This window comes from Piscinibacter gummiphilus (assembly GCF_032681285.1).
Taxonomy (GTDB): domain Bacteria; phylum Pseudomonadota; class Gammaproteobacteria; order Burkholderiales; family Burkholderiaceae_C; genus Rhizobacter; species Rhizobacter gummiphilus_A.
On record NZ_CP136336.1, the window covers coordinates 3,867,732 to 3,893,367 of the forward strand.

A 25,636-nucleotide genomic window follows, 5' to 3' on the forward strand; every position below is an offset into this window, starting at 1 on the left:
GGGCTCCTGCAAGGAAAAGAACAACAGCCTAGTATTCGCCACGCATTGCTGCACCGCGATGCGCGCAAACCCTGCGCCTTTTTGACGCACTCTTGAACGCCCATGCAAGAACACACGAACCCCTCGAAGTTGACCGTCGCCGTGATGGGCGCCGGTGCCGTTGGCTGCTTCTACGGCGGCATGCTCGCGCGCGCCGGCCACCGCGTCACGCTGATCGGCCGGCCGCAACACGTGGAAGCCATCGGCCGCGGCGGGCTGCGCATGGACACGAAAAGCTTCGACGAGCGGGTGCCGGTGCAGGCCAGCACCGAGGCCTCGGCCGTGGCCGGCGCGCAGCTGGTGCTTTTCTGCGTGAAGTCGGGCGACACCGAATCGGCGGGCGAAGAGATCCGCCCGCACCTGGCCCCCGGCGCGGTGGTGCTGAGCCTGCAAAACGGCGTCGACAACGCCGAGCGGCTGCGCCGCGTGCTGCCGCAGCACACCGTGGCCGCCGTGGTGGTCTACGTGGCCACCGAGATGGCGGGCCCCGGCCACCTGAAGCACCACGGGCGCGGCGACCTCGTGATCGAGCCCTTCACAGGCAGCGACGAACTCGCCCGCACGCTCATCGCCGCGGGCGTGCCCACCGAGGTCTCGGCCGACGTGCGCGGCGCGCTGTGGGCCAAGCTCACCATCAACTGTGCCTACAACGCGCTTTCAGCGGTGGCCCAGCTGCCTTACGGTGGCCTGCTGAAGGTGGACGGCGTGCGGGATGTGATCGGCGACGTGATCGCCGAGTGCCTCGCGGTGGCGGCGGCGGAAGGCATCACCGTGCCGGGTGACGTGACGGCGGCCACCTGGCGGATTGGCGAGACCATGCCGGGGCAGTATTCATCGACGGCGCAGGATGTGGCGCGGGGGAAGCTGAGCGAGATTGATCATCTCAATGGGCTGGTGGTGAGGCGGGGGGATGCGCTGGGGGTGCCTACGCCGGCCAATCGCGTGTTGCATGTGATGGTGAAGCTGGTGGAGGCTAAGCGGGCTTCGGCATAGGGTTGCGCTGCGTAGCTGCTTGCCGGGTCTCGGCCCGGCGGCCGAGTTACTTTCTTTGCTTCGCCAAAAGAAGTAACCAAGAAAAGGCGACCCGACGGTGGCGGTCCGGCCGCAGGCCGGACTGCTCTGCGGTGCTCGGGCTTGAGGGGTCGGGCAGAACTCGCTACGCGCCTGCGGCGCTGCGCTCAAACAGCTGCCCGAAGTCAGTTCACGAACGCGCTGACGCGCGCCCCCTCAAGCCCTGCGCTCCTCGACGCCACCCACGGGTAGCCCTACGGCTCGCTTCGCATCGCCTCCGACGTGAGAGCGCTGCGCGCCCCACCCATCAAGCACGAGGCGAAGCGAGCCGAGAGTACGAGGCCCGCGCAGCGGGCGAGGGTATCCCGGGGCCCTTGAGAGCCGTCGAGCAGCGCAGGGCTTGGGGTGGCGTGCGAAGCACGCTTCGTGAACTGACTTCGGGCAGCTGTTTGAACGTAGCGAGCGAAGCTCGCGGAGTGAGTTCTGCCCGACACCCCAAGACCGAGCAGCGCAGAGTAGTCGGCCCTAGGCCGACCGAGCGAACGGGGTGCCCTTTCTTTTGCCTTCTTTTCTTTGGGCAAGCAAAGAAAAGAAGGTCGCCCGCCGGGGCGAAATCCCGGCAGCGCCTCACGCAGTGCGCAAAAACTCCCCCAACTGATCAAACGTACCCCCATAACCCTCATTCAGCGAAGGCCGCAACTCCTCAAAATACCGCCGCTCCGCCACCAACTCCCCAAACGGCCGCGCCCGCAAAGACACCGTCGTCCGCCCCCCAGCTTCGGAAAAGAAAACACTGTTCTCGATCTCCAACGGACAGTCCTCGCTGAACGGCGCCCGCGCAATCCCGCAGCGCTCATTGGCAAACGAGTTGAGCCACACCAGCCGCTTCTGAGCCTCGATCACCCGGTAGTTGAACCGCCCCCACATCGGCTCGGCGCCAGGAAACTTCATCGCGTAGTGGAAGAAACCGCCAGGACGAAACTCGAAGCGAGCCACCTCGATGGAGCACCCCTTCGGCCCCCACCACTGCTGCAGCGCCTCGGCCTCGCTCCAGGCCTTCCACACCGTGGCGAGCGGCCGGTCGTAGTGGCGGGTGAAATCGAACACGGTGGCGTCGTCAGCGTTTGCGGCCATGGGGCTTTCCTCTGGAAGTAGGTGTGGCGGTCTTCAGGAAGGCATCGAGCTTGTCGAAGCTGTCTTCCCACATCTGGCGATACGCACCGACCCAATCGGCCACGTCCTTGAGGCGTGCCACCTCCAGCCGGCAGGGGCGCGTCTGCGCCGCTCGGCTGCGCGAGATGAGCCCGGCGCGCTCGAGCACCTTGAGGTGCTTGGAGATCGACGGCTGCTTCAGGTCGAAGGGCTCGGCCAGCTCGTTGACGGTCGCTTCGCCCTGCGCAAGCCGGGCGACGATGGCGCGCCGCGTCGGGTCGGCCAGCGCCGCGAAAGCGAGGTTCAAGGCATCGGTTTGCATGGCCGAATCAGTATATAGCCACTGCGGAATATAAAGGAGATAAAAAAGCCCGCAGGGTCGCTGCGGGCTTCTTGCGTCGCTGCAGTCGCTCAGGCCACGCCGACCTGGATGCGCCGCGGCTGCGCCTGGGCCTGCTTGGGGATGCGCAGCGTCAGCACGCCGTCCTTCAGGTTGGCCTCGATGCGCGACGTGTCGAGCTCGCGGCTCAGCGTGAAGCTGCGGCGATAGCGCGGCGTGCGCACCTCCGCCCACAGGGGCTCCAGGTCGGCGGCGATCTGCGGCTTGGCTTCGCCCTGGATCAGCAGCGAGTCGCCTTCGACGTGGATCTCCAGCTGCTCGCGCGGCACGCCGGGCATGTCGGCCAGCAGGGTGATGCTCGCGTCGGTCTCGTAGACGTCGATGGCGGGCTGCACGGCGCGCAGCGTTTCCTGCGCGGGCGAGGAAGTGGCGATGTCGTTGCGGGTGCTCATGAGAGTCTCCTTCGCTGTCGTGGGTTACTGCACCGTGATGCGCTTGGGTTGCGCGGCTTCCTTGCGGGCGATGCTGATCTGCAGCACGCCATCGCGGTAGGTCGCGGTCACCTGGTCGGGGTCGACGTCGTCGGGCAACGCCACCGAGCGGGTGAAGCGGCCCACGCTGCGCTCACGGGCGTAGACGGTGGTCTTCACGTCTTTCTCGGGCACGTCGGCGGCACGCTCGCCGCTGATGCGCAGCACGCCGCGGTCGAGCGTGACGTCGATCTTGCTGGCGTCCAGGCCCGGGGCGAAGGCGTAGACCTCCACGCTCCGCGGCGTGCGGCCCACGTTGAGCGGCGGCGCACTGCCGTAGGCCACCGAGCGGATGCTGCTCGGCGCGCGCGAATCGGTGAACACGTCGTCGAGCTCGCGGCGCAGGCGGTCGAACTGGGAGAAGACGCTTTCGGGGTAGTTGAGGATCGAAGCAAACATGTGTGGCCTCCTTGCGGTTCGTCTGGCTGGCGCGGCGGACGGGCCGCCGACAGGGACAGAGATGTGCACCGGCCGGAAGATTTCAAGAGCCTCCTTTTCAGGCACCTCGCCGCATCGGCTCGCCCCCGGCTGGCCGCCGTTCACGCCGCCGAGCGGCACTTCGTCGCATGGCGGTCGCCGGCCCAAGGGGCGCTCGCCACCATCGGCTCCTCACTTCTTTTCCAGCGAGGACCCACCATGAAACTCACCCACCTGATCGCCATTGCCGCCGTCTCGGCCTGCACCGGCGGCACCGCCGCGGCACTCACCCTCACCGTCGAGATCACCAACGCCCGCTCGGCGCAAGGCACCGTCAATGCCGCGCTCTACAACGAAGAATCGACCTGGCTGAAGGTCGGCAACGCGGTGCAGATCACCAAGGTGCCGTCGGCCGGCGACAAGACCGTGCTGGTCTTCACCGACCTCGCGCCGGGCCGCTATGCCCTGTCCAGCTACCACGACGAAAACACCAACGGCAAGATGGACACGAACGTGCTGGGCATGCCCACTGAGCGTTACGGCTTCACCGGCAGCCCGACCATGGGCCCGCCCGCCTTCGGCGAGGCGGCCGTCGACGTGCAGGCCGACACCACCCTGCGCGTGACGCTGCGCTGACGCGAGGGAGGCCACCATGAACGACATCCTCGCCACCTCCGCCACCCGCCGCGACACGCTGCAGCGCCTGCTCGGTGCCGGCGCCCTTGCCCTGCCCGGCGTCACCCTGCCGCTCGGCGCCCGTGCCGACGAGGCCACGGCCCGCGCCTTCGAGTCGCAACGAGCCGCCCACCCGTGGACGCAGGCCTACGTGGGCGTGCAGGCCGACGTGGCGGCGATGCCGATGACGCTGCACGGCAAGCTGCCCACCGGACTGCACGGCGCCTTCCTGCGCAACGGCCCGGCGCGCCATGCGCTGGGCGGCACGCGCTACCACCACTGGTTCGATGGCGACGGCCTGATGCAGCGCTACACGCTCGGAGCGCAGGGCATCACGCACGAGGGGCGCTTCGTGCGCACGGAGAAGTTCGTCGCCGACACCGCCGCCGGCCGGCCGATGAGTTCGGGCTTCGGCACCTTCCTCGCCGACGCCAAGCCGCCCACCGGGCCCGACTCGCTCAACACCGCCAACACCAGCGTGGTCAAGCACGCCGGGGAGCTGATGGCCCTGTGGGAAGGTGGCTCGGCCTACCGGCTCGACGAGAAGACGCTCGAGACACGCGGCATCAAGACCTGGTCGCCCGACTTTGCCGGCGTGCCCTTCTCGGCCCACCCGCGCATCGAACCCGACGGCACGCTGTGGAACTTCGGCGTGAGCGCGATGGCCGGGCGCCTGGCGATCTACCGCGTGCGGCCCGATGGCGTGCTCGCCACCGCCACCACGCTGCCGGTGCCCGACATCGCGATGGTCCACGACTTCGCGGTGACCGAGAAGCACCTCGTCTTCCTGCTGCCGCCGCTGGTGTTCGACGTCGCGCGCATGAAGAGCGGCACGAGCTTCCTCGACGCGCACGTGTGGAAGCCGCAGCTCGGGCTGCGTGTGCTGGTGCTGCCGAAAGACGCTCTCGACAAGCCGCAGTGGTTCGATCTGCCCGCGGGCTTCGTCTTCCACATCGGCAACGCCTGGGAAGACAAGGACGGCGTGATCCGCCTCGACTGCATGCGCGCAAGCGACGCCTGGAATGCCACCACCGGCCTCAAGGAGCTGATGCGCGGCCATTTCGCGATCGAGGAATTCGCGCAGCTCACGCTGATCGAGGTCGACCTCAAGGCAAAGCGTGCGCGCCAGCAGGTGCTGCCGCAGCGCTCGGAATTCCCGCGCATCGACCCGCGCTACACCGGGCGGCGCCACCAGCAGGTCTTCGCCGCGCTGCGCCTCTCACCCGGCGACCGGCCCGGCTACGACGCGGTGATGCGCCACGACATCGGCCGCGGCCAGACCGACCACTACCGCTACGGCGCCGACGTGATGGTGGAAGAGCACCTCTTCGTGCCCCGCCCCGGCAGCACGCGCGAAGGCGACGGCTGGGTGCTCGGCAGCGCACTCGACCTCGCGCGCGGCCGCACACTCTTCTCGGTGTTCGAGGCGCAGCGCCTGGCCGACGGGCCGGTGGCCCAAGCCGAGATGCCACGCCTCATGCCCTTCGGCCTGCACGCGATCCACGTGCCGGCGTGAGCGCCTGGGCTCGTCAGCGCACCGTCTTCACGAGCTGCCCCGGCTTCGGCTCGGCCCCGCCGCCATAGACGCCATTCAAGAGCTTCAGGCGAGACTGGGCCAGCTCGGGCAGCGGGAAGCCCTGCGCCAGCTCGGCGAACCCGCCACGTGGAAAGCTGACTGTCTTCACCTGCCAAGGCCGCGCGGCCGAGCGGTCGGCGGCGCTGAGTGCACGGAAGGAGTTCTCGGCCTCGGCCATCTGCCCGCTCGCGCGCTGCAGCGCGGCAGCGTCTTTCGCGGCGTACTGCAGCAGGTAGTTGCGGTTGCCGGGGCCGGCCACCAGCGTGAGGCGCACCTGGCCGGTCTGGCCCTGCTGGTTGCGCACGGTGCCGGTGAACTGGGTGGCGCTCAGGCCGTTGATGCTGCGCCGCTCGGTGCGGCCGTCGACCGGCTTGATGGCGTTGCGGATGATCTCCTCGTGCGTGCTGCCGGCGTTCGGCGGCACGAGCTTCACGACCAGCCCGGCGTTGCCTTCGCCGTTGACGAGCACGATGGCCTCGGCCGAGTTCTGCACCTTCCACCCGGGCGGTGCGGTGAGCGCGATGCCCAGGGGCTCGTGGTAGAAGTTGCGCCCCCGCACCACGCCCTGCTCACGGCTGTCGCCGAAGGTCATGCCGTCGACGGCCTGCAGGTAGCGCGAGCGCGCGTCGTCGCCGTACTGGCCGGAGTACTTGGCCGCGTAGGCCTTGATGTCGGCCAGGCGCTTGTCGTTGGCCGGGTGCGAGGCGAGCCAGCCCGCAGCCGAAGGCTCGGCCTTGCCTTCGGCCTTGGCCGCCTCGGCGGCGAAGCTCTCCTGGTTCTTCAGCACCTGGATCACGTCGACCATGTTCTGCGGGTTGTATTTGTTGCGCGCCAGGTATTCGGCGCCGAGCTGGTCGGCCTGCGATTCCTGCTCGCGGCTGTACGACGCGATGTAGCCGGCCGCGGCCGTCTGCGACACCTGGCTCGCCAGGTCGGCCGCACCCGAGACCCCGGTCGCGCCTTCAATCACCGCCCCGAGCACCGTGGCGGCCAGCACGCCCAGGCCGGCGGTCTGCTGTCGGGTGGCGCGCTGCGCGCCGTGGCGGGCGGTCACGTGGCCGATCTCGTGGCCGATCACACCGGCGAGCTCGGCCTCGCTTTCGAGGTAGGCCATGATCCCGCGGGTCACGTACACGTAGCCGCCAGGCAGCGCGAAGGCGTTGATCTCCGGGCTGTCGAGCACGGTGAAGGTCCACTTGAGGTTGGCGCGGTGCGACTGTGCTGCCAGGCGCTGGCCGACGTCGTTCACGTAGGCCTGCAGCTTCGCGTCGGGGTAGGCGCCGTATTCCTTCAGCACCGCGTCGTGGGCCTTCTTTCCCTCGGCGATCTCGTCCTGCTCGGTCATCACCGAGCGCTCGGTCTGGCCGGTGACAGGGTTGACGACGTTGGTGCCGCAGCCCGCCACGAGGGCGGTCGACAACACGATGGGCAACAGGCGACGCAGTTTCATGAGCACGACCTTTCTTGTGTTCTTGGGAAGGAACGACAGCCTAAATCAGCCGGTGCCGGTGGGCGGCAATCGGCATGCCTACGGTGCCGGGAATCGCACCTGCACACGCAGGCCGCCGAGCGGCGAATCGGAGAGCGTGACCGAAGCCCCGTGGCGCGCGGCCACGCTCTTGACGATTGCCAAGCCCAGGCCGGTACCTTCTTCGCCACCCGCCGCACGCCGGTAAAAGCGGTCGAACACCCGTTCACGTTCCGAGGGGGGAATGCCGGCACCGGCATCGTCGACCTGCAGCACCGGCGCGCCCTGCTCCACCGACACCCGCAGCTCCACCTGCGAACCACGCGGCGCGTAACGCACCGCGTTGTCGGCGAGGTTGCGCACGAGCGCCGTGAGGCCCTGCCGTTCGCCGCGCACCGTCACGGGCGTGTCGGCCTGCAGCGCGAAGCGGCTGCCGCGCGACAAGGCATACGGCACCGTGTCGGCCACCGCTTGGCGCACGAGTTCGCAGAGGTCGAGCTCCTCCATCGCGGGCGGCTGCGCGCCGGGCTCGCTGCGCGCGAGCGCGAGAAGCTGCTCGACGATGCGCGCGGCACGGTCGACCCCGTCGGAGAGCGCGGTCACCGCCTCCATGCGCGCGGCGTCGTCGGGCGCGCGGCGCAGCGACTCGATCTGCAGCTTGAGCGCGGTGAGCGGCGAGCGCAGCTCGTGCGCCGCATCCGAGAGGAAGGCCCGCTGCGTGTCGAGCGTCTGGCCCAGCCGCTGCAGGAGACCGTTCAGCGCGTTGACGAGCGGCGACACCTCGTCGGGCAGGCCCTCGACGCCGAGCGGCTGCAGCAGCTTGCCGTCGCGTGCCTTGACGTCGTTGGCCACCCGGTTGAGCGGCGAGAGCGCCATCGCCGACAACCACCACGCGAGCGCTGCCAGCAGCGGCACCAGCACGAGCAAGGGGATCACGCTGCGCAAGGCCGCCTCGGCGGCGAGCCGCTGGCGCGTGGCGAGCGGCTGCGCGACCTGGATCACGCGGCCCGGCGTCGCCACGCTGTAGGTGCGCCAGACCACGCCCTTCACGCTCACGTCGGCCAGGCCGAGCAGCGCACGCGACGGCAGTTCCTCGTGCGGGCGGGTCGCGTAGATGCTGCGGCCGTCGAGCGTCCAGATCTGCACCACGAAATCGAGCTGCTCGTTGGCCAGCGCATCGGCCTGCGTCTGGCTCACCTCGCCCTGGTCGCGCAGCGAGAGCGCCATCTGGCGCAGCTGGTAGTCGAAGAGGGCTTCGGTCTCGGCGAGCACGTTGCGGTAGGTCGCGCCGCCCATCACCACCGCGATGAGGGCCAGCATGCCGAGCAGCACCAGCAGCAGTCTGGCTCGGATGGACCTCATACGGGAACGAAGTAACCCACGCCACGCATGTTCTGGATGAACTCGGCCCCGAGCTTGCGGCGCAGCTGGTGGATGTAGACGCTGACGGCGTTGCTCTCGATCTCGTCGCCCCAGCCATAGAGCTTGTCTTCGAGCTGGGCGCGCGAGAGCAGCGCGCCGGGGCGTGTCATCAGCGCTTCCAGCACCGCGAACTCGCGCGCCGAGAGGATCACCGGCTGGCCGTCCTGCGTGACCTGGCGGGTGGCCGGGTCGAGCGTCACGCCGCGGTGCGAGAGCTGGGGTTGCGCACGCCCGCTGTGGCGGCGCATCACGGCACGCATGCGGGCGTTGAGCTCTTCGAGTTCGAAGGGCTTGGCGAGGTAGTCATCGGCCCCGGCGTCGAGGCCCTTCACGCGGTCGCCGAGCGCATCGCGCGCGGTGAGCACGATCACCGGCGTGGCATCGGCCCGGCCGCGCAGCCAGCGCAGCACGCCCAGGCCGCCCTCGCCGCTCGGCGCCGCATCGGCCGTGGGGGGCAGGCCGAGGTCGAGCAGCACCAGGTCGAATTTCTCGGTGCCGAGCGTGGCCTGCGCGGCGCCGGTGTCGCGCACCCAGTCCACGGCGTGGCCCTCCTGGCGCAGGGTGTTGCGCAGGCTGTCGCCGATCATGCGGTCGTCTTCGACGAGGAGGATGCGCATCTGGTTGCAGGGCCAAGGGTCAAGAAACAAACAACGAAAAAGCATACGGTATCGTTCCCGCCATGCCCAAAGTCCTGCGCAACACACTGCTGTCGGCCCGCGACCTGCTCGTCACCGCCGGCCCTTTCCTGCTGCTGGCCGTGGCCTTGCTCGTGCTCGCCTACTGGGTGCTCGACCCCACGCCACCGCGCAAGGTGGTGCTGGCCACCGGCGTCGACCAGGGCGCGTATGCCGAGTTCGGCAAGCGCTACGCGCAATACCTGAAGCAGCACGGCATCACCGTCGAGCTGCGCGCCACCAACGGCGCCAACGAGAACCTCAAGTTGCTGCGCGACCCGGCCTCGGGCGTCGACATCGCCTTCGTGCAAGGCGGCGCCGACGAGCGCGACCGCCGGCCTGCGGACGAGGAAGAGGACTCGCTGGTCTCGCTGGGCAGCCTCTTCTACGAGCCGGTGTGGATCTTCTACCGCGAGGACTCCGCCCAGCGTCTCCTGAAGAAAGACAGCCTCGAAAGCCTGGCGCAGCTGCCGAGCTGGAAGCTCAACATCGGCGCCCGCGGCAGCGGCGTGCCGCACCTGATGCGCCGCCTGCTCGAGGCCAACAAGATCGACATGGCGGCCATCACCATCCTGCGCGAGGCACAGACGCCCGCGGTGCAAGGCCTGCTCGAAGGCCGCATCGACGCGATCACCTTCGCCAGCGCCCCCGAGTCCTTGATGGTGCAGATGCTGCTGCAGACGCCCGGCATCAGGCTCTTCAGCTTCTCGCAGGCCGACGCCTACTCGCGCCGCTTCGCCTTCCTGAGCCCGGTGACGCTGCCGCGCGGCGTGGTCGACCTCGCGGCCGACAGCCCGCCGGCCGACGTGCACCTCGTCGCGCCCACCGCCACGCTGGTGGCGCGCCAGGGCACGCATCCGGCGCTGATCCAGCTCTTCGTGCAGGCCGCGCAGCAGATCCACGGGGAAGCGGGCTGGTTCCAGCGCAAGGGCGACTTCCCCAGCATCAAGGGCACCGAGCGCCCGCTCGCCGACGAGGCCCAGCGCTACTACGCGAAGGGCCCGCCCTTCCTGCAGCGCTTCCTGCCGTTCTGGGTGGCCAACCTGGTCGACCGCATGTGGGTCGCGCTGGTGTCGATCATCGCCATCCTCATCCCGCTGAGCCGCGTGGTGCCACCGCTGTACGAGTTCCGCATCCGCTCGCGGGTGTTCCGCTGGTACGGCCGGCTGCGCGTGGTGGAAGATGCGCAGGGCAAGCGCCCGAACGAAGAGCTGCTCAAGGAGCTCGACGACATCGAGCACAGCGTGGAGCATGTGTCGGTGCCGCTCAGCTATGCGGATGAGCTGTATGCGCTGCGCAGCCATATCCAGCTGGTGCGGGGGCGGTTGACGGTGACGGAGCGTCCCCCCGCGTGACGTCTCTCGCCCAGCATCAATAACAAGAGCAAAGATGAAACCCCGCCCCAACCACAAACCCAAGGTCATCATCATCGGCTGCGGCTTCGGCGGCCTCGAGGCCGTGAAGGCCCTCTCGAGAGCCGCCGTCGACATCACGCTGATCGACCGCACCAACCACCACCTCTTCCAGCCGCTGCTGTACCAGGTGGCCACGGCCGGCCTCTCCGCACCGGCCATCTCGGCGCCCATCCGCCACATTCTTCGCCGCGAGATAAAGCGCGGCAACCTCACGGTGCTGCAGGCCGAGGTGACGGCCATCGACGCGGCCGACAAGTCGGTGGTGCTCGACGACGGCGAGCGGCTCGACTATGACCACCTCATCGTCGCCGCCGGCGCCACGCACAGCTACTTCGGCCACGACGAGTGGGCGACCCACGCGCCGGGACTCAAGACGCTGGCCGACGCGTTCGACATCCGCGCCCGGGTGATCGGAGCTTTCGAGCACGCCGAGCGCTGCGCCAACCCGGACGAGCGTGCCGCGTGGATGAGCTTCGTGGTCGTGGGCGCGGGCCCGACCGGCGTCGAAATGGCGGGCACGCTGGCCGAGATCGCGCAGCACACACTCGCGCAACAATTCCGCCGCATCGACTCCAAGCTCGCCCGCGTGGTGCTGCTCGAAGGGTCCGACCGCGTGCTCGGCACCTTCGTGCCCGCACTGTCGCAACGCGCGCGCGAGCAGTTGAAACGCCTGAAGGTCGACGTGCGCACCGGCTGCAAGGTGACCACCATCGACGAGACCGGCGTCACCTACGACGGCCACGAAGGCGACGTGCAGTTCAGCAACCACCTGCCCACGCGCACCGTGGTGTGGGCGGCCGGTGTGGCCGGCTCGCCGCTCGGCCGCTCGCTCGCCGCCACCGCCCATGCCGAACTCGACCGCGCCGGCCGTGTGGTCGTGCAACCCGATCTCAGCCTGCTCGACCACCCCGAGGTCTACGTGATCGGCGACCTCGCCGCCGCCCGCAGCTACGGCCCCGATCTCCCCAAGGCCGACCCCAAGCCCGTGCCCGGCGTGAGCCCGGCCGCCAAGCAGATGGGGCGGCTGGCCGCGGCCAACATCCTGCGCCGCCTGAAGCACGAGCCGACCGAAGCCTTCCGCTACCGCGACTACGGCAGCCTCGCGACCATCGGCCGCCGTGCGGCGGTGGTCGACCTCGCCGTGCCGGTGTTCGGTGCCCTGCGCTTCTCGGGCTTCTTCGCCTGGCTCTTCTGGCTCTTCGCCCACATCTGGTTCCTGATCGGCTTTCGCAACCGGCTGGTGGTGCTGATCGACTGGGCCTGGGCCTACATGACCTTCGAGCGCCATGCCCGCGTGGTGGCCGAGGCGCCGCACCGGCCCGGGCCGCCCCTCACCCCACCCCTGCAGGACGCGCCCGACACCCAGCCTCTTGCGTGACGAGGCGGGCCGAAGACCTCGCCGCCAGCCAGGGCAACCCGCAGGCCACTCCTAGAATCAAACCCACCTTGGCGCCGGCCCGTCCCGGGCAGGCCGCAGCCCGATCGGACCCGACCATGGACACCCGCACCTCCCCCATCCGCCTGCGCCTCGAGCGCGTGCGCGACGCGCTGAAGCAGCAAGGCCTCGCGGCGGTGCTCGTGCCCTCCAGCGACCCGCATCTGTCCGAATACCTGCCGGAGCGCTGGCAGGGCCGCCAGTGGCTCTCGGGCTTCACCGGCTCGATGGGCACGCTGGCAGTCGCGCTCGACAAGGCCGCCCTTTTCGCCGACAGCCGCTATTGGGTGCAGGCCGAGGCCGAGATCGCCGGCACCGGCATCGAGCTCGTGAAGATCCCCACCGGCGCCGCCGCCCATCACCTCGACTGGCTCGCCACCACCGTGAAGGCGGGCGACACCGTCGGCGTCGACGGCAGCGTGCTCGGCCTGGCCGCAGCGCAAGCGCTCAAGAGCCGGCTCGCCGCCGCAGGCGTGAAGTTGCGCACCGACTTCGACGTGCTCGCCGCCATCTGGCCCGAGCGCCCGGGCCTCCCCGACGCGCCCGTCTACGAGCATCGGCCACCGCACGCGCCACTCGCCCGCGGTGCGAAGCTCGCGAAGGTGCGCGAGGCGATGGCCCGCCACGGTGCGAACCAGCACTTCGTCTCGACGGTGGACGACATCGCGTGGCTCTTCAACCTGCGCGGCGCCGACGTCACCTACAACCCGGTCTTCCTCGCCCACGCGCTGATCGGCCTGCACGGGGCCACGCTCTTCGTGGCCGACGGCAAGGTGCCAGCCGCCGTGCAGGCCGCCTTGATAGCCGATGGTGTGGCGCTCGCACCCTACGCCGAAGCCGGTGCCGCGCTCCAGGCCCTCGGCGCGCAAGACACCCTGCTCATCGACCCGTCGCGCGTGACGCTCGGCCTGCGCGAGAACGTGCCGGCTGGCGTGAAGGTGATCGAAGCGATCAACCCCAGCACGCTTTTCAAGAGCCGCAAGAGCAGCGCCGAGGCGGCGCACATCCGCGAGGCGATGGCGCAGGACGGCGCGGCGATGTGCGAGTTCTACGCGTGGTTCGAGCAGACTCTCGGAAAAGAACGCATCACCGAACTCACCATCGACGAGAAGCTCTCGGCCGCACGCGCCAAGCGCCCCGGCTTCGTGGGCCTGAGCTTCTCCACCATCGCCGGCTTCAACGCGAACGGCGCGATGCCGCACTACCGGGCCACCCCCGAGTCGCACGCCGAGATCATGGGCAAAGGCGAAGGCCAGGGCCTGCTGCTGATCGACTCCGGCGGCCAGTACCTCGGCGGCACCACCGACATCACCCGCGTCTGGCCCATCGGCACGCCCAACGCAGCGCAGCAGCGCGACTACACCCTGGTGCTGCGCGGCACCATCGCGCTCAGCCGCACGCGCTTCCCGCGTGGCACGCTCTCGCCGATGCTTGACGCCATCGCCCGCGCCCCGCTGTGGGAGCAGGGCCTCGACTACGGCCACGGCACCGGCCACGGCGTGGGCTACTTCCTCAACGTGCACGAAGGCCCGCAGAGCATCTCGAAGGCCGTGCCCACGCCGCACATGGCGATGGAGCCCGGCATGGTCACGAGCATCGAGCCCGGCCTGTACCGCGAAGGCCAGTGGGGCATCCGCATCGAGAACCTGGTGCTCAACGTGCCGGCCCAAGATCCAGCGGTCAACGCCGAGGGCGGCCGCTTTGGCGAGTTCCTCGAATTCGAGACGCTCACGCTCTGCCCCATCGACACGCGCTGCATCGACCGCAGCCTGCTGCGCCAGGACGAGATCGACTGGCTCAACCGCTACCACGCCACAGTGCGCGAGCGGCTCGCACCGCTCGTGACGGGTGACGCACTCGCCTGGCTCACCGAGCGCACGAAACCCCTCTGACCGGAAGGCCGCGCCCTAGAATCCGCGGCCCATGTTCAAGAACGCCCTCATCTACCGAATCGGCTCCTGGGAGCCGCCCTCCTCCACCGAGATCGAAAAGCGCCTGCTCAACGGCCGTTTCGTCGAGTGCGGAGCCTCGCAACCCGAATCGGCCGGCTGGGTCGAGCCACGCGGCGAGAAACACGCCGCGCTGATGGAAGGCGTGGGCGGCCAGCTCATCCTGAAGCTGTGCACCGAGCGCAAGGCGGTGCCGAGCCAGGTCATCAAGAACCAGCTCGAAGCCGAACTCGACAAGATCGAGGCCGACACCGGCCGCCGCCCCAAGGGCAAGAAGGCCAAGGAGCTGAAGGAAGACATCGTGCACGGCCTCCTGCCGCGCGCCTTCCCCAAGCGCTCGACGACGATGGTGTGGATCGACCCGCGCGCGCAGCTCGTGGTCGTCGGCGCCGGCAGCACCAAGGCGGCCGACCGCGTGGTCTCGCTGCTGGTGGAACTGCTCGGCGGTGGCATCACGCTCACGCTCCTGCAGACCGAGACCTCTCCCGCCACCGCGATGGCCGACTGGCTCAAGACCCGCGAAGCCCCGGCGGGCTTCAGCATCGACCGCGAGTGCGAGCTGAAGCAGCCCGACAGCGAGAAAGCCACCGTGCGCTACGCCCGCCACACGCTGGACATCGAAGAGGTCGGCGAGCACATCGCGCAGGGCAAGTTGCCCACTTCGCTTGCGATGACGTGGAACGGGCGTGTCTCCTTCGTGCTCAACGAAGCGATGGCGCTCAAGAAGATCAAGCTGCTCGACGTGGCGCTCGAAGGCGCGGGCATGTCAAACCAAAGCGCGGGCAAGGGCGACGACAACGGCTTCGACACCGACGTGGCCATCACCACCGGCGAGCTGTCGCAGCTGATCCCTCAGCTGATCGATGCGCTGGGTGGCGAGCTGAAGCGCGATCAGCCGCCGATCGCGAAAGCGGCTTAGCCCTTCTGGATGAACTCGAGCACGCGCTGGCGCGTGCCCGGGTCGTCGTCGAACTCGCCGTGCTCCTTGGCCGAACTCACCGGCCCGGGTGCGAGATGCACCAGCGTGTTGGGCAAGCCCGCGCCGTAGACGTCGAAGAACTTCTGCATGCCCAGGATCGGCGTGCTCTGCCCACCCTCGAAGGCTTCGCTCACGAGGTACAGCAACGAGCGGCGATAGGCGCCGCAGCTGCCGTCGTCCTGCTCGGCGCGGTCGGTGAGGTGGAACTGCTGGTACCGCTTCACCGCGCCGGTCTCCATGTGCGGCCGCACACGCCGGTCGAACCAGTCGATGCGCACCGCCGGGGCCATGAAGCTCACCGACTCGAAGCGCATGCCCTCCTGCACCAGCCGGTCGATCATGAAGCTCGACACGATGCTGCCCGCCGAGTGGCCCACCACGTGCAGGCGCAGCTTCTTGTTGGCCGCCGCATGCTTGAAGTGGCGGTAGAGCAGCACGAGGCCGGCCTGCTCGTCGTCGGGCACGCCTTCGCGGTACGCACTCATCGCGTCGGCGTTCTGCTTCATCTCGCCCCACAGGCGCGTGCCGGGGCGGGCCACCAGCTGCTCCAGCCGCTCGTTCCACCAGTCCTTGAGGCCGAAGCCGGTGCTGCGCGGCACGTCCTTGATGGCATCGGTGATGAGGTTGAGGAGCGTGGAGAAGAAGTCGGTCTCCCACATCAGGAAGACCGGGAAGATCTGGTGCTCGTAGAGCATCGGCACCCACTGCGCCGCGATCTCGGCCGCCTTCTGCTCGCCGACCAGGCCTCCGTGGGCGTAGATGCAGACATCGACCACGCCGTCGCCGAGGCCCCAGCGTTTGCGCGCTTCGGCGAGGTGCACGTCGATGAGCGCGCGCACGTCGTCGGGCTGGGTGCGGAAGACGCCGCTGTTGCTGAGCGCCCCGTTGTTGCCCATGTTGATGATGAAGGGCGAGATCTCGCGGTTGCGCAGCACCTCGCTCGCGGCGAGCGCCACGCGGCCTTCGCGGTCGGTGCGCAGCGTGATGCTGCGCGAGATCTCGGTGTGGTCGCGCGTGACCACGCCCAGCTGCGCCACCCAGCAGTCCATCGCGTTGCGCAGCCAGTCGTCGTAGGTGAGCACGCCATAGCCGTGCGAGCCCCACGTCGGGCCCCAGGAGTTCTGGATCAGGAAACCGCGCTCGTTGTAGCCCACGATCGCAAACGCATGGCCCGGGTGGTCGGCCTGGCCGCCCTTGACCGGGATCTCCCACACGTTCTTGAACGAGGTCGGGCGTTTGGCCATCGGCGGCAGCTCGAGGCCCTCGTCCCAGCCCGAGTGGCAGCCGGCGCTCGCGTAGAGGATGCCCACCTCGTTGAGCGCGGCATGCATGTCGGAGAGCGAGCGGGTGTCGATGCGGTAGTAGGCGCCGAGCGGGCGCTTGACAGCGTCGAACCACCAGTCGTCTTCGATCTTCTTGCTGGCCGGGGGCATGGCCAGCTCCTGGAAGAGCGCCTCGCGGCAGGCGCCGTGCTTGTACCAGCCCTTGAGCGCACCCCGCAGGCTCGAGCCCTTGTCTTGCGCCGAGCCCGGAAACTCGTCGTAGCGCCGGGCCATCGAATACAGCATGAACGACGAGATGGCCGGCGTCTTCTCGCGCGCCGAGCGGCGCAGCAGGTGTTCGACGACGAGCGCGAGGCTGAAGCCGGTGCAGGCGTTGGTGTCGCCCTGGTGCTTCACCGGCAATGCCGTGGCGGGGAAGAGGGTCGCCGCGGGCGCCACGCCCACCTGGGGGCGGAAGGGCCGGTCACGCGCGTCGGGCGGGTCGGGCTTCGCCACGCGCATGAACAGCGCGGTGGGTGCCGCCGCCTTGCGGGCGCTCTTGCTGGAACCGGCCTTCGAGGTCTTCTTGCGGGTGACCATGCTCGCCTCCTCCCGTGAGTGGGAGCATGGTCCGGCCCGCTGCAGGCCACGTCAAGCCTGCAAAGTAGGGACGACGCGCCTTACTTGAGCGCCTTGAAGCGCACCCGCTTCGGCCGCGCGCCTTCTTCGCCCAGGCGCTTCTTCTTGTCGGCCTCGTACTCCTGGTAGTTGCCGTCGAAGAAGACCCACTTCGAATCGCCTTCGCAGGCGAGGATGTGGGTGGCGATGCGGTCGAGGAACCAGCGGTCGTGGGAGATGACCATCACGCTGCCCGCGAACTCGAGCAGCGCGTCTTCCAGGGCGCGCAGGGTTTCGACGTCGAGGTCGTTCGACGGTTCGTCGAGCATCAGCACGTTGCCGCCCTGGGCCAGCGTCTTGGCCAGGTGCAGGCGGCCACGTTCGCCACCCGACAGCGAACCGACGAGCTTCTGCTGGTCGTTGCCCTTGAAGTTGAAACGGCCGATGTAGGCGCGAGAGGGCATCACGAACTTGCCGACGACGATGTTGTCGAGGCCGCCCGAGACGTCTTCCCACACGGTCTTGTCGGCGCTGAGCGATTCGCGGCTCTGGTCGACGAAGGCGAGCTTGGCCGTCGGGCCGATCTTCACCGTGCCGCTGTCGGGCTTTTCCTGGCCCGAGATCATGCGGAAGAGCGTCGACTTGCCGGCGCCGTTGGGGCCGATGATGCCGACGATGGCACCAGCCGGCACCTTGAAGCTCAGGTTGTCGATCAGCACGCGGTCGCCGAAGCTCTTGGTGACGTTCTCGAACTCGAGCACTTCATGGCCCAGGCGCTCGCCCACGGGGATGAAGATCTCGTTGGTCTCGTTGCGCTTCTGGTAGTCGACGTCGCTCAGTTCCTCGAAGCGGGCCAGACGCGCCTTGCTCTTGGCCTGGCGGCCCTTCGGGTTCTGGCGCACCCACTCCAGTTCCTTCTTCATCGCCTTCATGCGGGCGTCTTCGCTCTTTTGCTCCTGCTCCAGGCGCTGCTCCTTCTGGTCGAGCCAGGTGGAGTAGTTGCCCTTCCAGGGGATGCCCGATCCGCGGTCGAGTTCGAGAATCCACTCGGCGGCGTTGTCGAGGAAGTAGCGATCGTGGGTGATGGCCACCACGGTGCCGGGGAATCGCTGCAGGAACTGCTCGAGCCAGTCGACGGATTCGGCGTCCAGGTGGTTGGTGGGCTCGTCGAGCAGCAGCATGTCGGGCTTGCTCAGCAGCAGGCGGCACAGGGCCACGCGGCGCTTTTCACCGCCGGAGAGCTTGCCGATGCTCGCGTCCCAGGGCGGCAGGCGCAGCGCGTCGGCGGCGAGCTCCAGTTGCAGGTCGGTGTTTTCGCTGCCGGCAGCGGCGATGATGGCTTCGAGCTCGGCCTGCTCGGCGGCGAGCTTGTCGAAGTCGGCGTTCTCGTCGGCGTATTCGGCGTAGACCTGCTCCAGGCGGGCCTTGGCGGCCAGCACGCCGCCGATGCCCTCTTCCACTGCCTCGCGCACGGTCTGGTCGGGGTTGAGCTGCGGCTCCTGCGGCAGGTAGCCGATCTTGATGCCGGGCATCGGCGTGGCTTCGCCCTCGATGTCCTTGTCGACGCCGGCCATGATCTTGAGCAGGGTCGACTTGCCCGAGCCGTTGAGGCCCAGCATGCCGATCTTGGCGCCGGGGAAGAAGCTGAGGGAGATGTTCTTGAGGATCTGACGCTTCGGCGGAACGATCTTGCCGACGCGGTTCATGGTGAAGACGTACTGGGCCATGTGGGCGCTTCTCTCGGGTGTAGCGGTCTCGGGTGGAACCGGAAGCCGGGGATTATCCCCGGACAACCGATCCCACCCCCGGCGCTGCCCCTGCGCCGAAGAGAGGATCGGCCAAGGCTCAGTAGTTGCCGACCTGCGTGGGCGTGCGCGTGGACGCGGCCATCGGGAAGGCGATCGCCTGCAGCGCAAACTTGGCGTAGAACTCGTCGTTGCCCTCCCAGTCTTCGTCGAGCATGCTGGTCGGCACGGTGCGCTCGAAGGTGTAGGTGCCGTCCTTGGTGATGGTCTTGGTGGGCAGCGCGAACATCGGGTCGTCGCCGCCGTTGAACATGTCATCTTCGCTCCACACACGGGAGGCGAGCTTGAACTTGAGGTTCAGGCACTTGATGATGTTCTCTTCGGCGTCGTTGAAGCGCACCGTGACCTGGGTCGTGACCTTCACGAGGCCGGAGCCGGCGGTGGATTGCAGCTGCAGCTTGGGGTTGCTCAGAGTCGGCATGTCAAAACTCCTGTTGGATTGAACGTGATGTGTGAAGGAGGCCCGACATGGGCTCCCATGCATACAGACGCAGGCCCGCCGGCAAACGGCTCTCGCTCATCCAGGGGGGTCGGCACCGCACCGGCGCCCCCCTAGAAACGAAATCGCGCCGAATGGAGAATGCCGCCACCATGAGCGAGATCACCCTGTTGCTGGAGCAATGCCAAGCGGGCGACGACGCCGCCAAGGACCGGCTCTTCACCCTGCTCTACGCCGATCTCAAGCGCTTGGCGCGTGCACACCTGTCGAAAGCCGGCCCCATCACGCTCGACCCCTCGTCCATCGTCCACGAGGCCTGGCTGCGCTGCGGCGATGCACCGGCCGGCGGCAGCCGGCGCCAGTTCTTCGCCTACGCGAGCACCGTGATGCGCAGCGTGATCGTCGACCACGTGCGCGAGCGCGCGGCGCAAAAGCGCGGTGGCGGCGTGGCCGAGGTGACGCTCAGCACCGCCGCCTTCGAAGAGCTGCCGCAGCAACCCGATGCGCTGTCGGTCGACGAAGCGCTGCAGGCGCTGGAGCGGGTGGACGAGCGTGGCCACAAGCTCGTGGAGATGCGCTACTTCGGCGGCATGACGCTCGAGGAGATCGCCGAGGTGATGGAACTCTCGGTGCCCACGCTCAAGCGCGACTGGCGGCGAGCCCGCGCCTTCCTGTTCGACTACCTCAGCGCCTGAGGCTTGCCATGGCCATCACCGCGCCTTCGACCCAGGCATGGCGCGAGGTGATGGCCCTCTTCGACCGCTGGGCCGACGCGGATGAGGGAACGCGCGCGGCCGAGCTGAAGCGCATCGAAGCCGAACACCCGACGCTCTACCCGCGCCTGATGGCGATGATCGAGGCCGACCGTGCGGCCGAGGCGCGCGACTTCCTGGCCGAGGCCGCCCAGGTGCCCGCCGCCGAGCCGGAAGCCGCATCGCACTGGACCGGCACCCGCCTCGGTGCCTGGGCGCTGCGCGAGCCCGTCGGCTCGGGCGGCATGGGCCAGGTGTGGCTCGCCACGCGCAGCGACGGCCTCTACGCCGGCCGCGCTGCCGTCAAGCTGCTGCACGCCACGCGCATGGACGCCCAGGCGCAGGCCCGCTTCGCCCGCGAAGGCGAGTTCCTCGCGCGGCTCACGCACCCGCACATCGCGCAACTCCTCGACGCCGGCCTCACGGCCGACGGCACGCGCTACCTGGTGCTCGAATACGTGCCGGGCGTGCGCATCGACCACTGGTGCGATGCCCGCAAGCTCGGCATCGAGGCGCGGCTCAAGCTCTTCATGCAGGTGTGCGAGGCGGTGGCCTTTGCGCACTCGCACCTGGTGGTGCACCGAGACCTGAAGCCGGCCAACATCCTCGTCACCGACGAGGGTCACGCGAAGCTGCTCGACTTCGGCGTGGCCAAGCTGCTGGCGGGCGACGACGACGCCGAGCTGACCGAACTCACCCGCGCGGCGCCGGCCGGGCTCACGCCGGAGTACGCGGCACCCGAGCAGATCGAGGGCCAGCCCATCACGACGGCGACCGATGTGTATGCCTTGGGCGTGGTGCTGTTCGGCCTGCTCAGCGGCGCGCGGCCGTATGCCAACACGTCGCGCGGCGTGGCGGCGCTGGCCCGCGCCATCGTCGAAGAGCCGCCGCGCAGCCTCACGCAGGCGCTGCGAGAGTCGCCCGATGCCTCGGCCTCCCGGGGCGCGACCCTGGCCTCGCTTCAGCAGGCCGTGCGTGGCGACCTGGAAACCATCGTCGCCAAGGCGCTGAAGAAGGCGCCCGAGGAACGCTACGCCACCGTTCAAGAGTTGCGCGACGACCTGCAGCGGCATCTGGACCATCAGCCGGTCAGCGCGCAGGTCGACACCTTCGGCTACCGGGCGCGCAAGTTCGCGCAGCGCAACCGCGTGCAGGTGGCGGCGCTGGCCGGCGTGATGCTGAGCCTGGTGCTCGGCATCACCGCCACGGCGTGGCAGTGGCGCAGTGCGGTGCACGAGGCCGATCGAACGAAGGCGGTCATCAAGGTGCTGACCCACATCTTCACCGACCTCTCCCCGGAAGAAAGCGGCAAGGCGCAGGTGCCGGTCGTCGAGCTGCTGCGCAAGGGCTGGAGCCAGGCGAAGCAGGAGTTGCAGAGCGACCCGGCCTTGCGGGGTGAGGTGGCTCGACCGCTCGGGCTCATGCTGCAATCCTCCGGCGACATGGCCAACGCGCTGGAAGCCCTGACGATCAGCCGTCAACACCTCGTGGACTCCGGCCAGACATCCACACCCCAGTACCTTCAGGTGATGCAGAGCCTTGCCTACATGAAGTCGCGCATCGGGCAGACGGAAGAGGCCAAGGTCCTGCTGGCCGAGTTGATCGACGTCGCGCAGCGAACGGGCCGCTCCTCCACGGTCGAAGCGGTGAACGCGCAGATCGAGCTGGGCGAAATCCTGCGCCGGGAAGGAAAACTTGCCGATGCGCAGCAGCAGCTCGCGAAAGCAGCCACCCTGGCGGCGCGTCATCTCGGGGCGGCCCACCCGAGCCACATTCACGCGTTGCAGGAACAGGCCGTCGCGCTGCGAGAACTGGGGCGCTGGCCGGAAGCCAGACAGGCCCTGGCATCGGCGGTTCAAAGCGTCGCTTCGGCCAAGCCCGTTCACGGCCTGCTCGCACGCTACGACCTGGCCATGTTCGAGCTGGACCTCGGGCAGTACCGCGAGGCGGTCAAGCAGCTGCTTCCGCTGATCGACGAGCTGCGCAAGTACTACGGCGAGGGCGACACCTACACCATCTACAGCCTGGCGTCGCTCGCCATCGGCCACTTTCACGGCGGAGAGCATGGCAAGGCCGCCGTCGCCCTGGACGATGCGCTGCAAAGAGCGATCCGGTCATCCGAGCCCGATGTCCGGCAGATCGTGCAGACGATCGCCGCGCGTCATGCGTTGAGGCGCGACGACTGTTTCCTGGCTGAACCCCTGCTGCGCGCCAACCTGGCGCACTTCGAGTCCGGTGACGGAGCGAGCCGGCCCTTTGCCGAACGCAACCGCATGCTGCTCGCCGAGTGCGAACTCCGGCGCGGGCGTGCCACCGCGGCTCGAGCGCTGCTGGACGTGACGCTCAAGCACCAGCACGAGATCTACGGCCCGCGCCATGCGGACCTCTGGCCCACGCTCATGCTCAAGGCGATTGCGATCGATGCCGAGCAAGGTGCAGCGGTTGCAAGCCCCAGCTATGACGCGGCCTGTGCGATGGCCCTCGCACTCCTGCCCGAGGGCCACCCCGATCGACGCAAGGTTCAGGTGATGCGCGACCAGGCCCACTGGCGCTCGCAGGCCACCCCGCAGCATCGTGCGGCGCTCTTGGCCTCGCTGCGTGCGTATGGCGAGGTGCTGGCCCAGCGACCTGATGCGCAGACGTTTTCCGTCTTATCCAAAGAGCTGTTGGAACAGGGGCCGACAGCCAGACTTTCCCCCTCCCCCCTATTGGCCCTGATGGCCTACTGAAGAAGGAGATGACCATGAGCAAGACGATTCGCGGTGGCCTGCACGCCGCGCTGGCCCTCTGTCTGGGCCTGTGCGTGTCCATCGCGCACGCTGCAGACGACAAGCCCAAGGTGTCCAGCGGCAGCAAGGCGGGCGCCAAGAGCGCCTCGTCGCCGCAGGCCGGAACGCAGCAGGCCAAGAGCACCGCGGGAGAAAAAGCCGGCACCGCCGCACCGAGCAGCGCCGACACCGACAAGGGCGGGAACATTGCCGGCGCGAAGAAGCCTTCTCCGCCGAAGGTTCCGCAGGACGCTGCCGCCAAGAAGGCCGCGGTTCAGCAGTAGCCAACAACTGAAGCCCGGCCTCCCGGGCTTCGGTTCATCACACCCCGATGCCCGACACCACCGTCGCCGATTTCTTGGTGACCGGCGCCCCCGAGATCGTCACGCTGGCGTAGACCTCGTCCTTGCGCGGCATGAAGACGGGCGTGTGGATGTCGGCCTTGCCGACGAGCTGGTTGCCCGGGTCTTCGTCGAGCGAGCTGGTGTTGACGGCGCGCTTCTCCGAATAGTTCAGCGCGCCCGCCGCGGCGACCGTGATCACCTTGTACGGCCGCGGCAACAGCGGCCCGGTGAAGTTGTAGACATAGATCTGGTCGTCGCCGAGCGCATCGCCCGAAGGCAGCACGTCGCCGGTCTTGTCTTCGCCGAAGAGCTTGATCTCAAGGCGGTAGGTCTTGCCCACGTCGCCCGCGTCGAAGGTGATGCTGCCGGCGACGGTGACGTCTCGCTTGCCGTTGTCGGTGGCGCCGAGCGTGAGCGTGGGGGTGCTGAGGGTTGGCATGGTGTTTCTCCGTTCAATGAAAGAAGCGAGCGCAGCACGATTGCCACGCTCTGCTCAGAAGAACGGAACCTGTCGAACAGCGGGATCACCCGCAGTGCCATCGATCTAGGGGGTCTAGATAATAGAAGTTTCGTCTACTAAAACCCCCTGCGACTCACCGCAGGCCAAAACCATGAACCTCCTGCACCTCCATCGCGCGGCGCGATTCGCGCTCGGCGCCAGCGCTGCGCTGCTGCTCGCCGCCTGCGCCTCCAGCCCAGCCCCGGCCCCTGCACCCGCGGCGCCGTCACCCAAGCCCGCTTCAGCCTCTGCCACCCCCGTGGCCGCCGGCAGCGTCGACTACAACAAGCCCGACACGTGGCTGTGCCGCCCCGGCCGCAACGACGTGTGCGCACTGCCCATGCAGGTGACCACCATCGCCGCCGATGGCAAGCGCAGCGTGAGCCCGCCCGTGGTGGCCAACGCCAACGCGCCCATCGACTGCTTCTACGTCTACCCGACCGTCTCCAACGACCCCGGTGGCAACTCCGACATGAACGCCGACCCCGAGGAGATCGGCGTGACCTTCGCGCAGTTCTCGCCGCTGCGCACGCAGTGCCGGCTCTTCGCGCCGCTCTACCGCCAGATCACGCTCGCGGCGCTGCGCAGCCGCTTCACGTCCACACCGATGAAGATGGACGCCGCGATGGCCTATGGCGACGTGGTGGCCGCCTGGAACCACTACCTCGCCCACGACAACAAGGGCCGCGGTGTGGTGCTGATCGGCCACTCGCAGGGCTCGCGCATGATCACCGAGCTGGTGGCCAAGGAGATCGAGGGCAAGCCGGTGCACAAGCAGCTCATTTCGGTGATGCCCATCGGCGCGAACCTCAACGTGCCCAAGGGGCAGGACGTGGGCGGCGCCTTCAAGTCCACGCCGCTGTGCCGCAGTGCCAACCAGACGGGCTGCGCCGTCTCGTACGTCTCGTTCCGCGCCAACACGCCACCGCCGCAAGGCTCGCTCTTCGGCCGCGCACCGGCGAACGAATCGGTGGCGTGCAACAACCCGGCCGCACTCGCCGGCGGTGCGGCGCAGCCCAAGGCCTGGTTCTCCAAGCGTGCCGACGTCAGCGTGGCCACCGGCCTGGGCACGCCCAAGTGGCAGGCGCTCGTGGCCTCGGTGGACACACCCTTCTTCGCGCTGCCTGGCCTCGTGACCACGCAGTGCAAGAGCGACGCCAACGGCAGTTACCTCGCGATGACGGTCAACCCCGACGCGCGCACCGACAACATCGGCGGTGACGTGGTGGTGGGCGGCAACGTGGTCGAGACCTGGGGCCTGCACCTGATCGACGTGAGCCTGGCGATCGGCGACATCGTCGACCTCGTGGGCTCGCAGGGGAAGGCCTACCTCGCCAAGGCGAAATAGGCCTCGCGCACCCGAGCCTGCCGGAGGGTCAGTTCTTCGGCAGGCACTCGATGAGCAGCTTGCGGTTGCCGTCGAGCCGGGCGCGGATGCGGTTGGAACGGTTGCTGCACCGAGAGCGCTCGGGCGTCCAGCCTTTCCACTCCGACGAGCCGATGCTGAAGCTGCCGTTCGGGCCGCAGTCTTCGGTGGAGTTGTCGGCGTAGAGCTTGCAGCCATAGCCGGCATAGACGTTCTTCAGGCGCCAGGTGCCGGCATCGAAGGCGTTGCCCTTCGTCGAATGGCACCACCAGCGGATGTGGCCGTCCTCGCTGAGCTTCACGGTGAAGGGCGAGGTCCAGTTCGTCTTGCCGTTGTGGCGCTTGAGGAACACCGGTTCACCGGCGGGGTTGGGGCCGTTGCCCCAGTTCACGATGGTGACTTCGTGGCTGCAGCGGTCGGTCATGATTTCATTCTTCGCCGAGGCGGCGGTGCTGCATGCGAGCAGCGCGGCGATGAGGCAGAGCGTCTTCATACGAGTCCTTCAAACAAAAAAGAGAAGTGTTCGCGGCATCGAAAGGCCGCCGCGCAGCCCGTGGTGCGTTCCGGCGCCGCCTCGACGCGAGACGGCTTGTCTGAAAAGACGAGAACTGGCACCCGCAGGGATCACGCACCCCGCGTTGCAGGGGGCTCATGGCTGCCGACGGCGTCAAGCCCACATGCCATCGGACCGAAACGCCGCG

General features: G+C 68.5%; 23 protein-coding genes. 11 read left to right on the top strand and 12 right to left on the bottom strand.

Going from position 1 to position 25,636, the window contains the following annotated elements; genetic code table 11:
- The first annotated feature begins 129 nt into the window (after window positions 1-129).
- Window positions 130-1,032, top strand: a complete 903-nt coding sequence (locus RXV79_RS18050) for a ketopantoate reductase family protein (protein ID WP_316704147.1) — start codon at window positions 130-132, stop codon at window positions 1,030-1,032.
- A gap of 645 nt (window positions 1,033-1,677) precedes the next feature.
- Here the strand turns inward: RXV79_RS18050 and RXV79_RS18055 are convergent.
- From RXV79_RS18055 to RXV79_RS18070, 4 genes are all read right to left on the bottom strand, one after another.
- Entirely contained in the window at window positions 1,678-2,184 is a 507-nt protein-coding gene (locus RXV79_RS18055; protein WP_316699462.1) for an SRPBCC family protein, read from the bottom strand.
- A complete protein-coding gene (locus RXV79_RS18060; protein WP_316699463.1) occupies window positions 2,168-2,524 on the bottom strand; it encodes an ArsR/SmtB family transcription factor in 357 nt (118 codons plus the stop codon). Before RXV79_RS18060 ends, RXV79_RS18055 begins: the two co-directional genes overlap by 17 nt.
- Window positions 2,525-2,613: 89 nt before the next feature.
- Window positions 2,614-2,994 carry an Hsp20/alpha crystallin family protein gene (locus tag RXV79_RS18065; protein ID WP_316699464.1) on the bottom strand — a complete coding sequence of 127 codons (381 nt, stop codon included), beginning with the start codon at window positions 2,992-2,994 and terminating at the stop codon, window positions 2,614-2,616.
- Window positions 2,995-3,018: 24 nt separating this feature from the next.
- Window positions 3,019-3,471, bottom strand: a complete 453-nt coding sequence (locus RXV79_RS18070; RefSeq protein WP_316699465.1) for an Hsp20/alpha crystallin family protein — start codon at window positions 3,469-3,471, stop codon at window positions 3,019-3,021.
- 237 nt (window positions 3,472-3,708) lie between these two features.
- Between RXV79_RS18070 and RXV79_RS18075 the strand changes: the two genes are divergently transcribed.
- Together RXV79_RS18075 and RXV79_RS18080 are read left to right on the top strand one after the other, a co-directional pair.
- Complete coding sequence (locus RXV79_RS18075) at window positions 3,709-4,125, top strand: DUF2141 domain-containing protein (RefSeq protein ID WP_316699466.1); 417 nt, start codon at window positions 3,709-3,711, stop codon at window positions 4,123-4,125.
- 16 nt (window positions 4,126-4,141) lie between these two features.
- Window positions 4,142-5,680, top strand: a complete 1,539-nt coding sequence (locus RXV79_RS18080) for a carotenoid oxygenase family protein (RefSeq protein ID WP_316699467.1) — start codon at window positions 4,142-4,144, stop codon at window positions 5,678-5,680.
- Between the two features lie 13 nt (window positions 5,681-5,693).
- Here the strand turns inward: RXV79_RS18080 and RXV79_RS18085 are convergent, their stop codons facing one another.
- The 3 genes from RXV79_RS18085 to RXV79_RS18095 form a co-directional block, all read right to left on the bottom strand.
- Window positions 5,694-7,190, bottom strand: coding sequence for a M48 family metalloprotease (locus tag RXV79_RS18085; protein WP_316699468.1), 1,497 nt, complete (start codon window positions 7,188-7,190; stop codon window positions 5,694-5,696).
- 78 nt (window positions 7,191-7,268) lie between these two features.
- The gene (locus tag RXV79_RS18090; RefSeq protein ID WP_316699469.1) at window positions 7,269-8,570 is read right to left on the bottom strand and encodes an ATP-binding protein; all 1,302 of its coding nucleotides are present in this window, start codon (window positions 8,568-8,570) and stop codon (window positions 7,269-7,271) included.
- Window positions 8,567-9,247: a response regulator transcription factor gene (locus RXV79_RS18095; protein ID WP_316699470.1), complete on the bottom strand. Its 681-nt coding sequence runs from the start codon at window positions 9,245-9,247 to the stop codon at window positions 8,567-8,569. The genes RXV79_RS18090 and RXV79_RS18095 overlap by 4 nt, the downstream gene beginning before the upstream one ends.
- A gap of 62 nt (window positions 9,248-9,309) precedes the next feature.
- On the opposite strand from RXV79_RS18095, the gene RXV79_RS18100 reads away from it, so the two are divergent.
- The 4 genes from RXV79_RS18100 to RXV79_RS18115 all read left to right on the top strand — a co-directional run bounded on the left by RXV79_RS18100 (window position 9,310) and on the right by RXV79_RS18115 (window position 15,022).
- The gene (locus tag RXV79_RS18100; protein WP_316699471.1) at window positions 9,310-10,659 is read left to right on the top strand and encodes a TAXI family TRAP transporter solute-binding subunit; all 1,350 of its coding nucleotides are present in this window, start codon (window positions 9,310-9,312) and stop codon (window positions 10,657-10,659) included.
- A gap of 34 nt (window positions 10,660-10,693) precedes the next feature.
- Window positions 10,694-12,097, top strand: a complete 1,404-nt coding sequence (locus RXV79_RS18105; protein ID WP_316699472.1) for an NAD(P)/FAD-dependent oxidoreductase — start codon at window positions 10,694-10,696, stop codon at window positions 12,095-12,097.
- A 116-nt stretch (window positions 12,098-12,213) separates the two neighbouring features.
- A complete protein-coding gene (locus tag RXV79_RS18110) occupies window positions 12,214-14,046 on the top strand; it encodes an aminopeptidase P family protein (RefSeq protein ID WP_316699473.1) in 1,833 nt (610 codons plus the stop codon).
- Window positions 14,047-14,077: 31 nt separating this feature from the next.
- On the top strand, window positions 14,078-15,022 hold the full coding sequence (locus RXV79_RS18115; RefSeq protein ID WP_316699474.1) for a recombination-associated protein RdgC: 945 nt from the start codon (window positions 14,078-14,080) through the stop codon (window positions 15,020-15,022).
- Here the strand turns inward: RXV79_RS18115 and RXV79_RS18120 are convergent.
- From RXV79_RS18120 to RXV79_RS18130, 3 genes are all read right to left on the bottom strand, one after another.
- Window positions 15,019-16,944 carry a C1 family peptidase gene (locus RXV79_RS18120; protein ID WP_316699475.1) on the bottom strand — a complete coding sequence of 642 codons (1,926 nt, stop codon included), beginning with the start codon at window positions 16,942-16,944 and terminating at the stop codon, window positions 15,019-15,021. The genes RXV79_RS18115 and RXV79_RS18120 overlap by 4 nt on opposite strands.
- A gap of 80 nt (window positions 16,945-17,024) precedes the next feature.
- Window positions 17,025-18,689, bottom strand: coding sequence for an energy-dependent translational throttle protein EttA (gene ettA / locus RXV79_RS18125; RefSeq protein ID WP_316699476.1), 1,665 nt, complete (start codon window positions 18,687-18,689; stop codon window positions 17,025-17,027).
- 118 nt (window positions 18,690-18,807) lie between these two features.
- Window positions 18,808-19,188 carry a hypothetical protein gene (locus RXV79_RS18130; RefSeq protein WP_316699477.1) on the bottom strand — a complete coding sequence of 127 codons (381 nt, stop codon included), beginning with the start codon at window positions 19,186-19,188 and terminating at the stop codon, window positions 18,808-18,810.
- Window positions 19,189-19,358: 170 nt separating this feature from the next.
- Between RXV79_RS18130 and RXV79_RS18135 the strand changes: the two genes are divergently transcribed.
- Genes RXV79_RS18135 through RXV79_RS18145 form a run of 3 tightly spaced genes read left to right on the top strand, consistent with a single transcriptional unit; the run spans window position 19,359 to window position 23,010 of the window.
- A complete protein-coding gene (locus RXV79_RS18135) occupies window positions 19,359-19,901 on the top strand; it encodes an ECF-type sigma factor (RefSeq protein WP_316699478.1) in 543 nt (180 codons plus the stop codon).
- 8 nt (window positions 19,902-19,909) lie between these two features.
- Complete coding sequence (locus RXV79_RS18140) at window positions 19,910-22,687, top strand: protein kinase domain-containing protein (RefSeq protein WP_316699479.1); 2,778 nt, start codon at window positions 19,910-19,912, stop codon at window positions 22,685-22,687.
- A gap of 14 nt (window positions 22,688-22,701) precedes the next feature.
- Window positions 22,702-23,010 carry a hypothetical protein gene (locus RXV79_RS18145; protein ID WP_316699480.1) on the top strand — a complete coding sequence of 103 codons (309 nt, stop codon included), beginning with the start codon at window positions 22,702-22,704 and terminating at the stop codon, window positions 23,008-23,010.
- Window positions 23,011-23,047: 37 nt separating this feature from the next.
- Here RXV79_RS18145 and RXV79_RS18150 read toward each other — a convergent pair whose 3' ends face one another.
- Window positions 23,048-23,509, bottom strand: coding sequence for a hypothetical protein (locus RXV79_RS18150; RefSeq protein ID WP_316699481.1), 462 nt, complete (start codon window positions 23,507-23,509; stop codon window positions 23,048-23,050).
- Window positions 23,510-23,681: 172 nt separating this feature from the next.
- Here RXV79_RS18150 and RXV79_RS18155 point away from each other — a divergent pair, with 172 nt between their 5' ends.
- Window positions 23,682-24,917: a DUF3089 domain-containing protein gene (locus tag RXV79_RS18155; RefSeq protein WP_316699482.1), complete on the top strand. Its 1,236-nt coding sequence runs from the start codon at window positions 23,682-23,684 to the stop codon at window positions 24,915-24,917.
- A gap of 28 nt (window positions 24,918-24,945) precedes the next feature.
- Here the strand turns inward: RXV79_RS18155 and RXV79_RS18160 are convergent, their stop codons facing one another.
- A complete protein-coding gene (locus tag RXV79_RS18160) occupies window positions 24,946-25,428 on the bottom strand; it encodes a hypothetical protein (protein ID WP_316699483.1) in 483 nt (160 codons plus the stop codon).
- Between the last annotated feature and the right edge of the window lie 208 nt (window positions 25,429-25,636).

What these genes read in the sequence shown, in the direction of transcription:
- RXV79_RS18055 (WP_316699462.1), bottom strand. Translation starts at nt 2,184, where the DNA reads ATGGCCGCAAACGCTGACGACGCCACCGTGTTCGATTTCACCCGCCAC.
- RXV79_RS18060 (WP_316699463.1), bottom strand. Translation starts at nt 2,524, where the DNA reads ATGCAAACCGATGCCTTGAACCTCGCTTTCGCGGCGCTGGCCGACCCG.
- RXV79_RS18065 (WP_316699464.1), bottom strand. Translation starts at nt 2,994, where the DNA reads ATGAGCACCCGCAACGACATCGCCACTTCCTCGCCCGCGCAGGAAACG.
- RXV79_RS18070 (WP_316699465.1), bottom strand. Translation starts at nt 3,471, where the DNA reads ATGTTTGCTTCGATCCTCAACTACCCCGAAAGCGTCTTCTCCCAGTTC.
- RXV79_RS18075 (WP_316699466.1), top strand. Translation starts at nt 3,709, where the DNA reads ATGAAACTCACCCACCTGATCGCCATTGCCGCCGTCTCGGCCTGCACC.
- RXV79_RS18080 (WP_316699467.1), top strand. Translation starts at nt 4,142, where the DNA reads ATGAACGACATCCTCGCCACCTCCGCCACCCGCCGCGACACGCTGCAG.
- RXV79_RS18085 (WP_316699468.1), bottom strand. Translation starts at nt 7,190, where the DNA reads ATGAAACTGCGTCGCCTGTTGCCCATCGTGTTGTCGACCGCCCTCGTG.
- RXV79_RS18090 (WP_316699469.1), bottom strand. Translation starts at nt 8,570, where the DNA reads ATGAGGTCCATCCGAGCCAGACTGCTGCTGGTGCTGCTCGGCATGCTG.
- RXV79_RS18095 (WP_316699470.1), bottom strand. Translation starts at nt 9,247, where the DNA reads ATGCGCATCCTCCTCGTCGAAGACGACCGCATGATCGGCGACAGCCTG.
- RXV79_RS18100 (WP_316699471.1), top strand. Translation starts at nt 9,310, where the DNA reads ATGCCCAAAGTCCTGCGCAACACACTGCTGTCGGCCCGCGACCTGCTC.
- RXV79_RS18105 (WP_316699472.1), top strand. Translation starts at nt 10,694, where the DNA reads ATGAAACCCCGCCCCAACCACAAACCCAAGGTCATCATCATCGGCTGC.
- RXV79_RS18110 (WP_316699473.1), top strand. Translation starts at nt 12,214, where the DNA reads ATGGACACCCGCACCTCCCCCATCCGCCTGCGCCTCGAGCGCGTGCGC.
- RXV79_RS18115 (WP_316699474.1), top strand. Translation starts at nt 14,078, where the DNA reads ATGTTCAAGAACGCCCTCATCTACCGAATCGGCTCCTGGGAGCCGCCC.
- RXV79_RS18120 (WP_316699475.1), bottom strand. Translation starts at nt 16,944, where the DNA reads ATGGTCACCCGCAAGAAGACCTCGAAGGCCGGTTCCAGCAAGAGCGCC.
- ettA (WP_316699476.1), bottom strand. Translation starts at nt 18,689, where the DNA reads ATGGCCCAGTACGTCTTCACCATGAACCGCGTCGGCAAGATCGTTCCG.
- RXV79_RS18130 (WP_316699477.1), bottom strand. Translation starts at nt 19,188, where the DNA reads ATGCCGACTCTGAGCAACCCCAAGCTGCAGCTGCAATCCACCGCCGGC.
- RXV79_RS18135 (WP_316699478.1), top strand. Translation starts at nt 19,359, where the DNA reads ATGAGCGAGATCACCCTGTTGCTGGAGCAATGCCAAGCGGGCGACGAC.
- RXV79_RS18140 (WP_316699479.1), top strand. Translation starts at nt 19,910, where the DNA reads ATGGCCATCACCGCGCCTTCGACCCAGGCATGGCGCGAGGTGATGGCC.
- RXV79_RS18145 (WP_316699480.1), top strand. Translation starts at nt 22,702, where the DNA reads ATGAGCAAGACGATTCGCGGTGGCCTGCACGCCGCGCTGGCCCTCTGT.
- RXV79_RS18150 (WP_316699481.1), bottom strand. Translation starts at nt 23,509, where the DNA reads ATGCCAACCCTCAGCACCCCCACGCTCACGCTCGGCGCCACCGACAAC.
- RXV79_RS18155 (WP_316699482.1), top strand. Translation starts at nt 23,682, where the DNA reads ATGAACCTCCTGCACCTCCATCGCGCGGCGCGATTCGCGCTCGGCGCC.
- RXV79_RS18160 (WP_316699483.1), bottom strand. Translation starts at nt 25,428, where the DNA reads ATGAAGACGCTCTGCCTCATCGCCGCGCTGCTCGCATGCAGCACCGCC.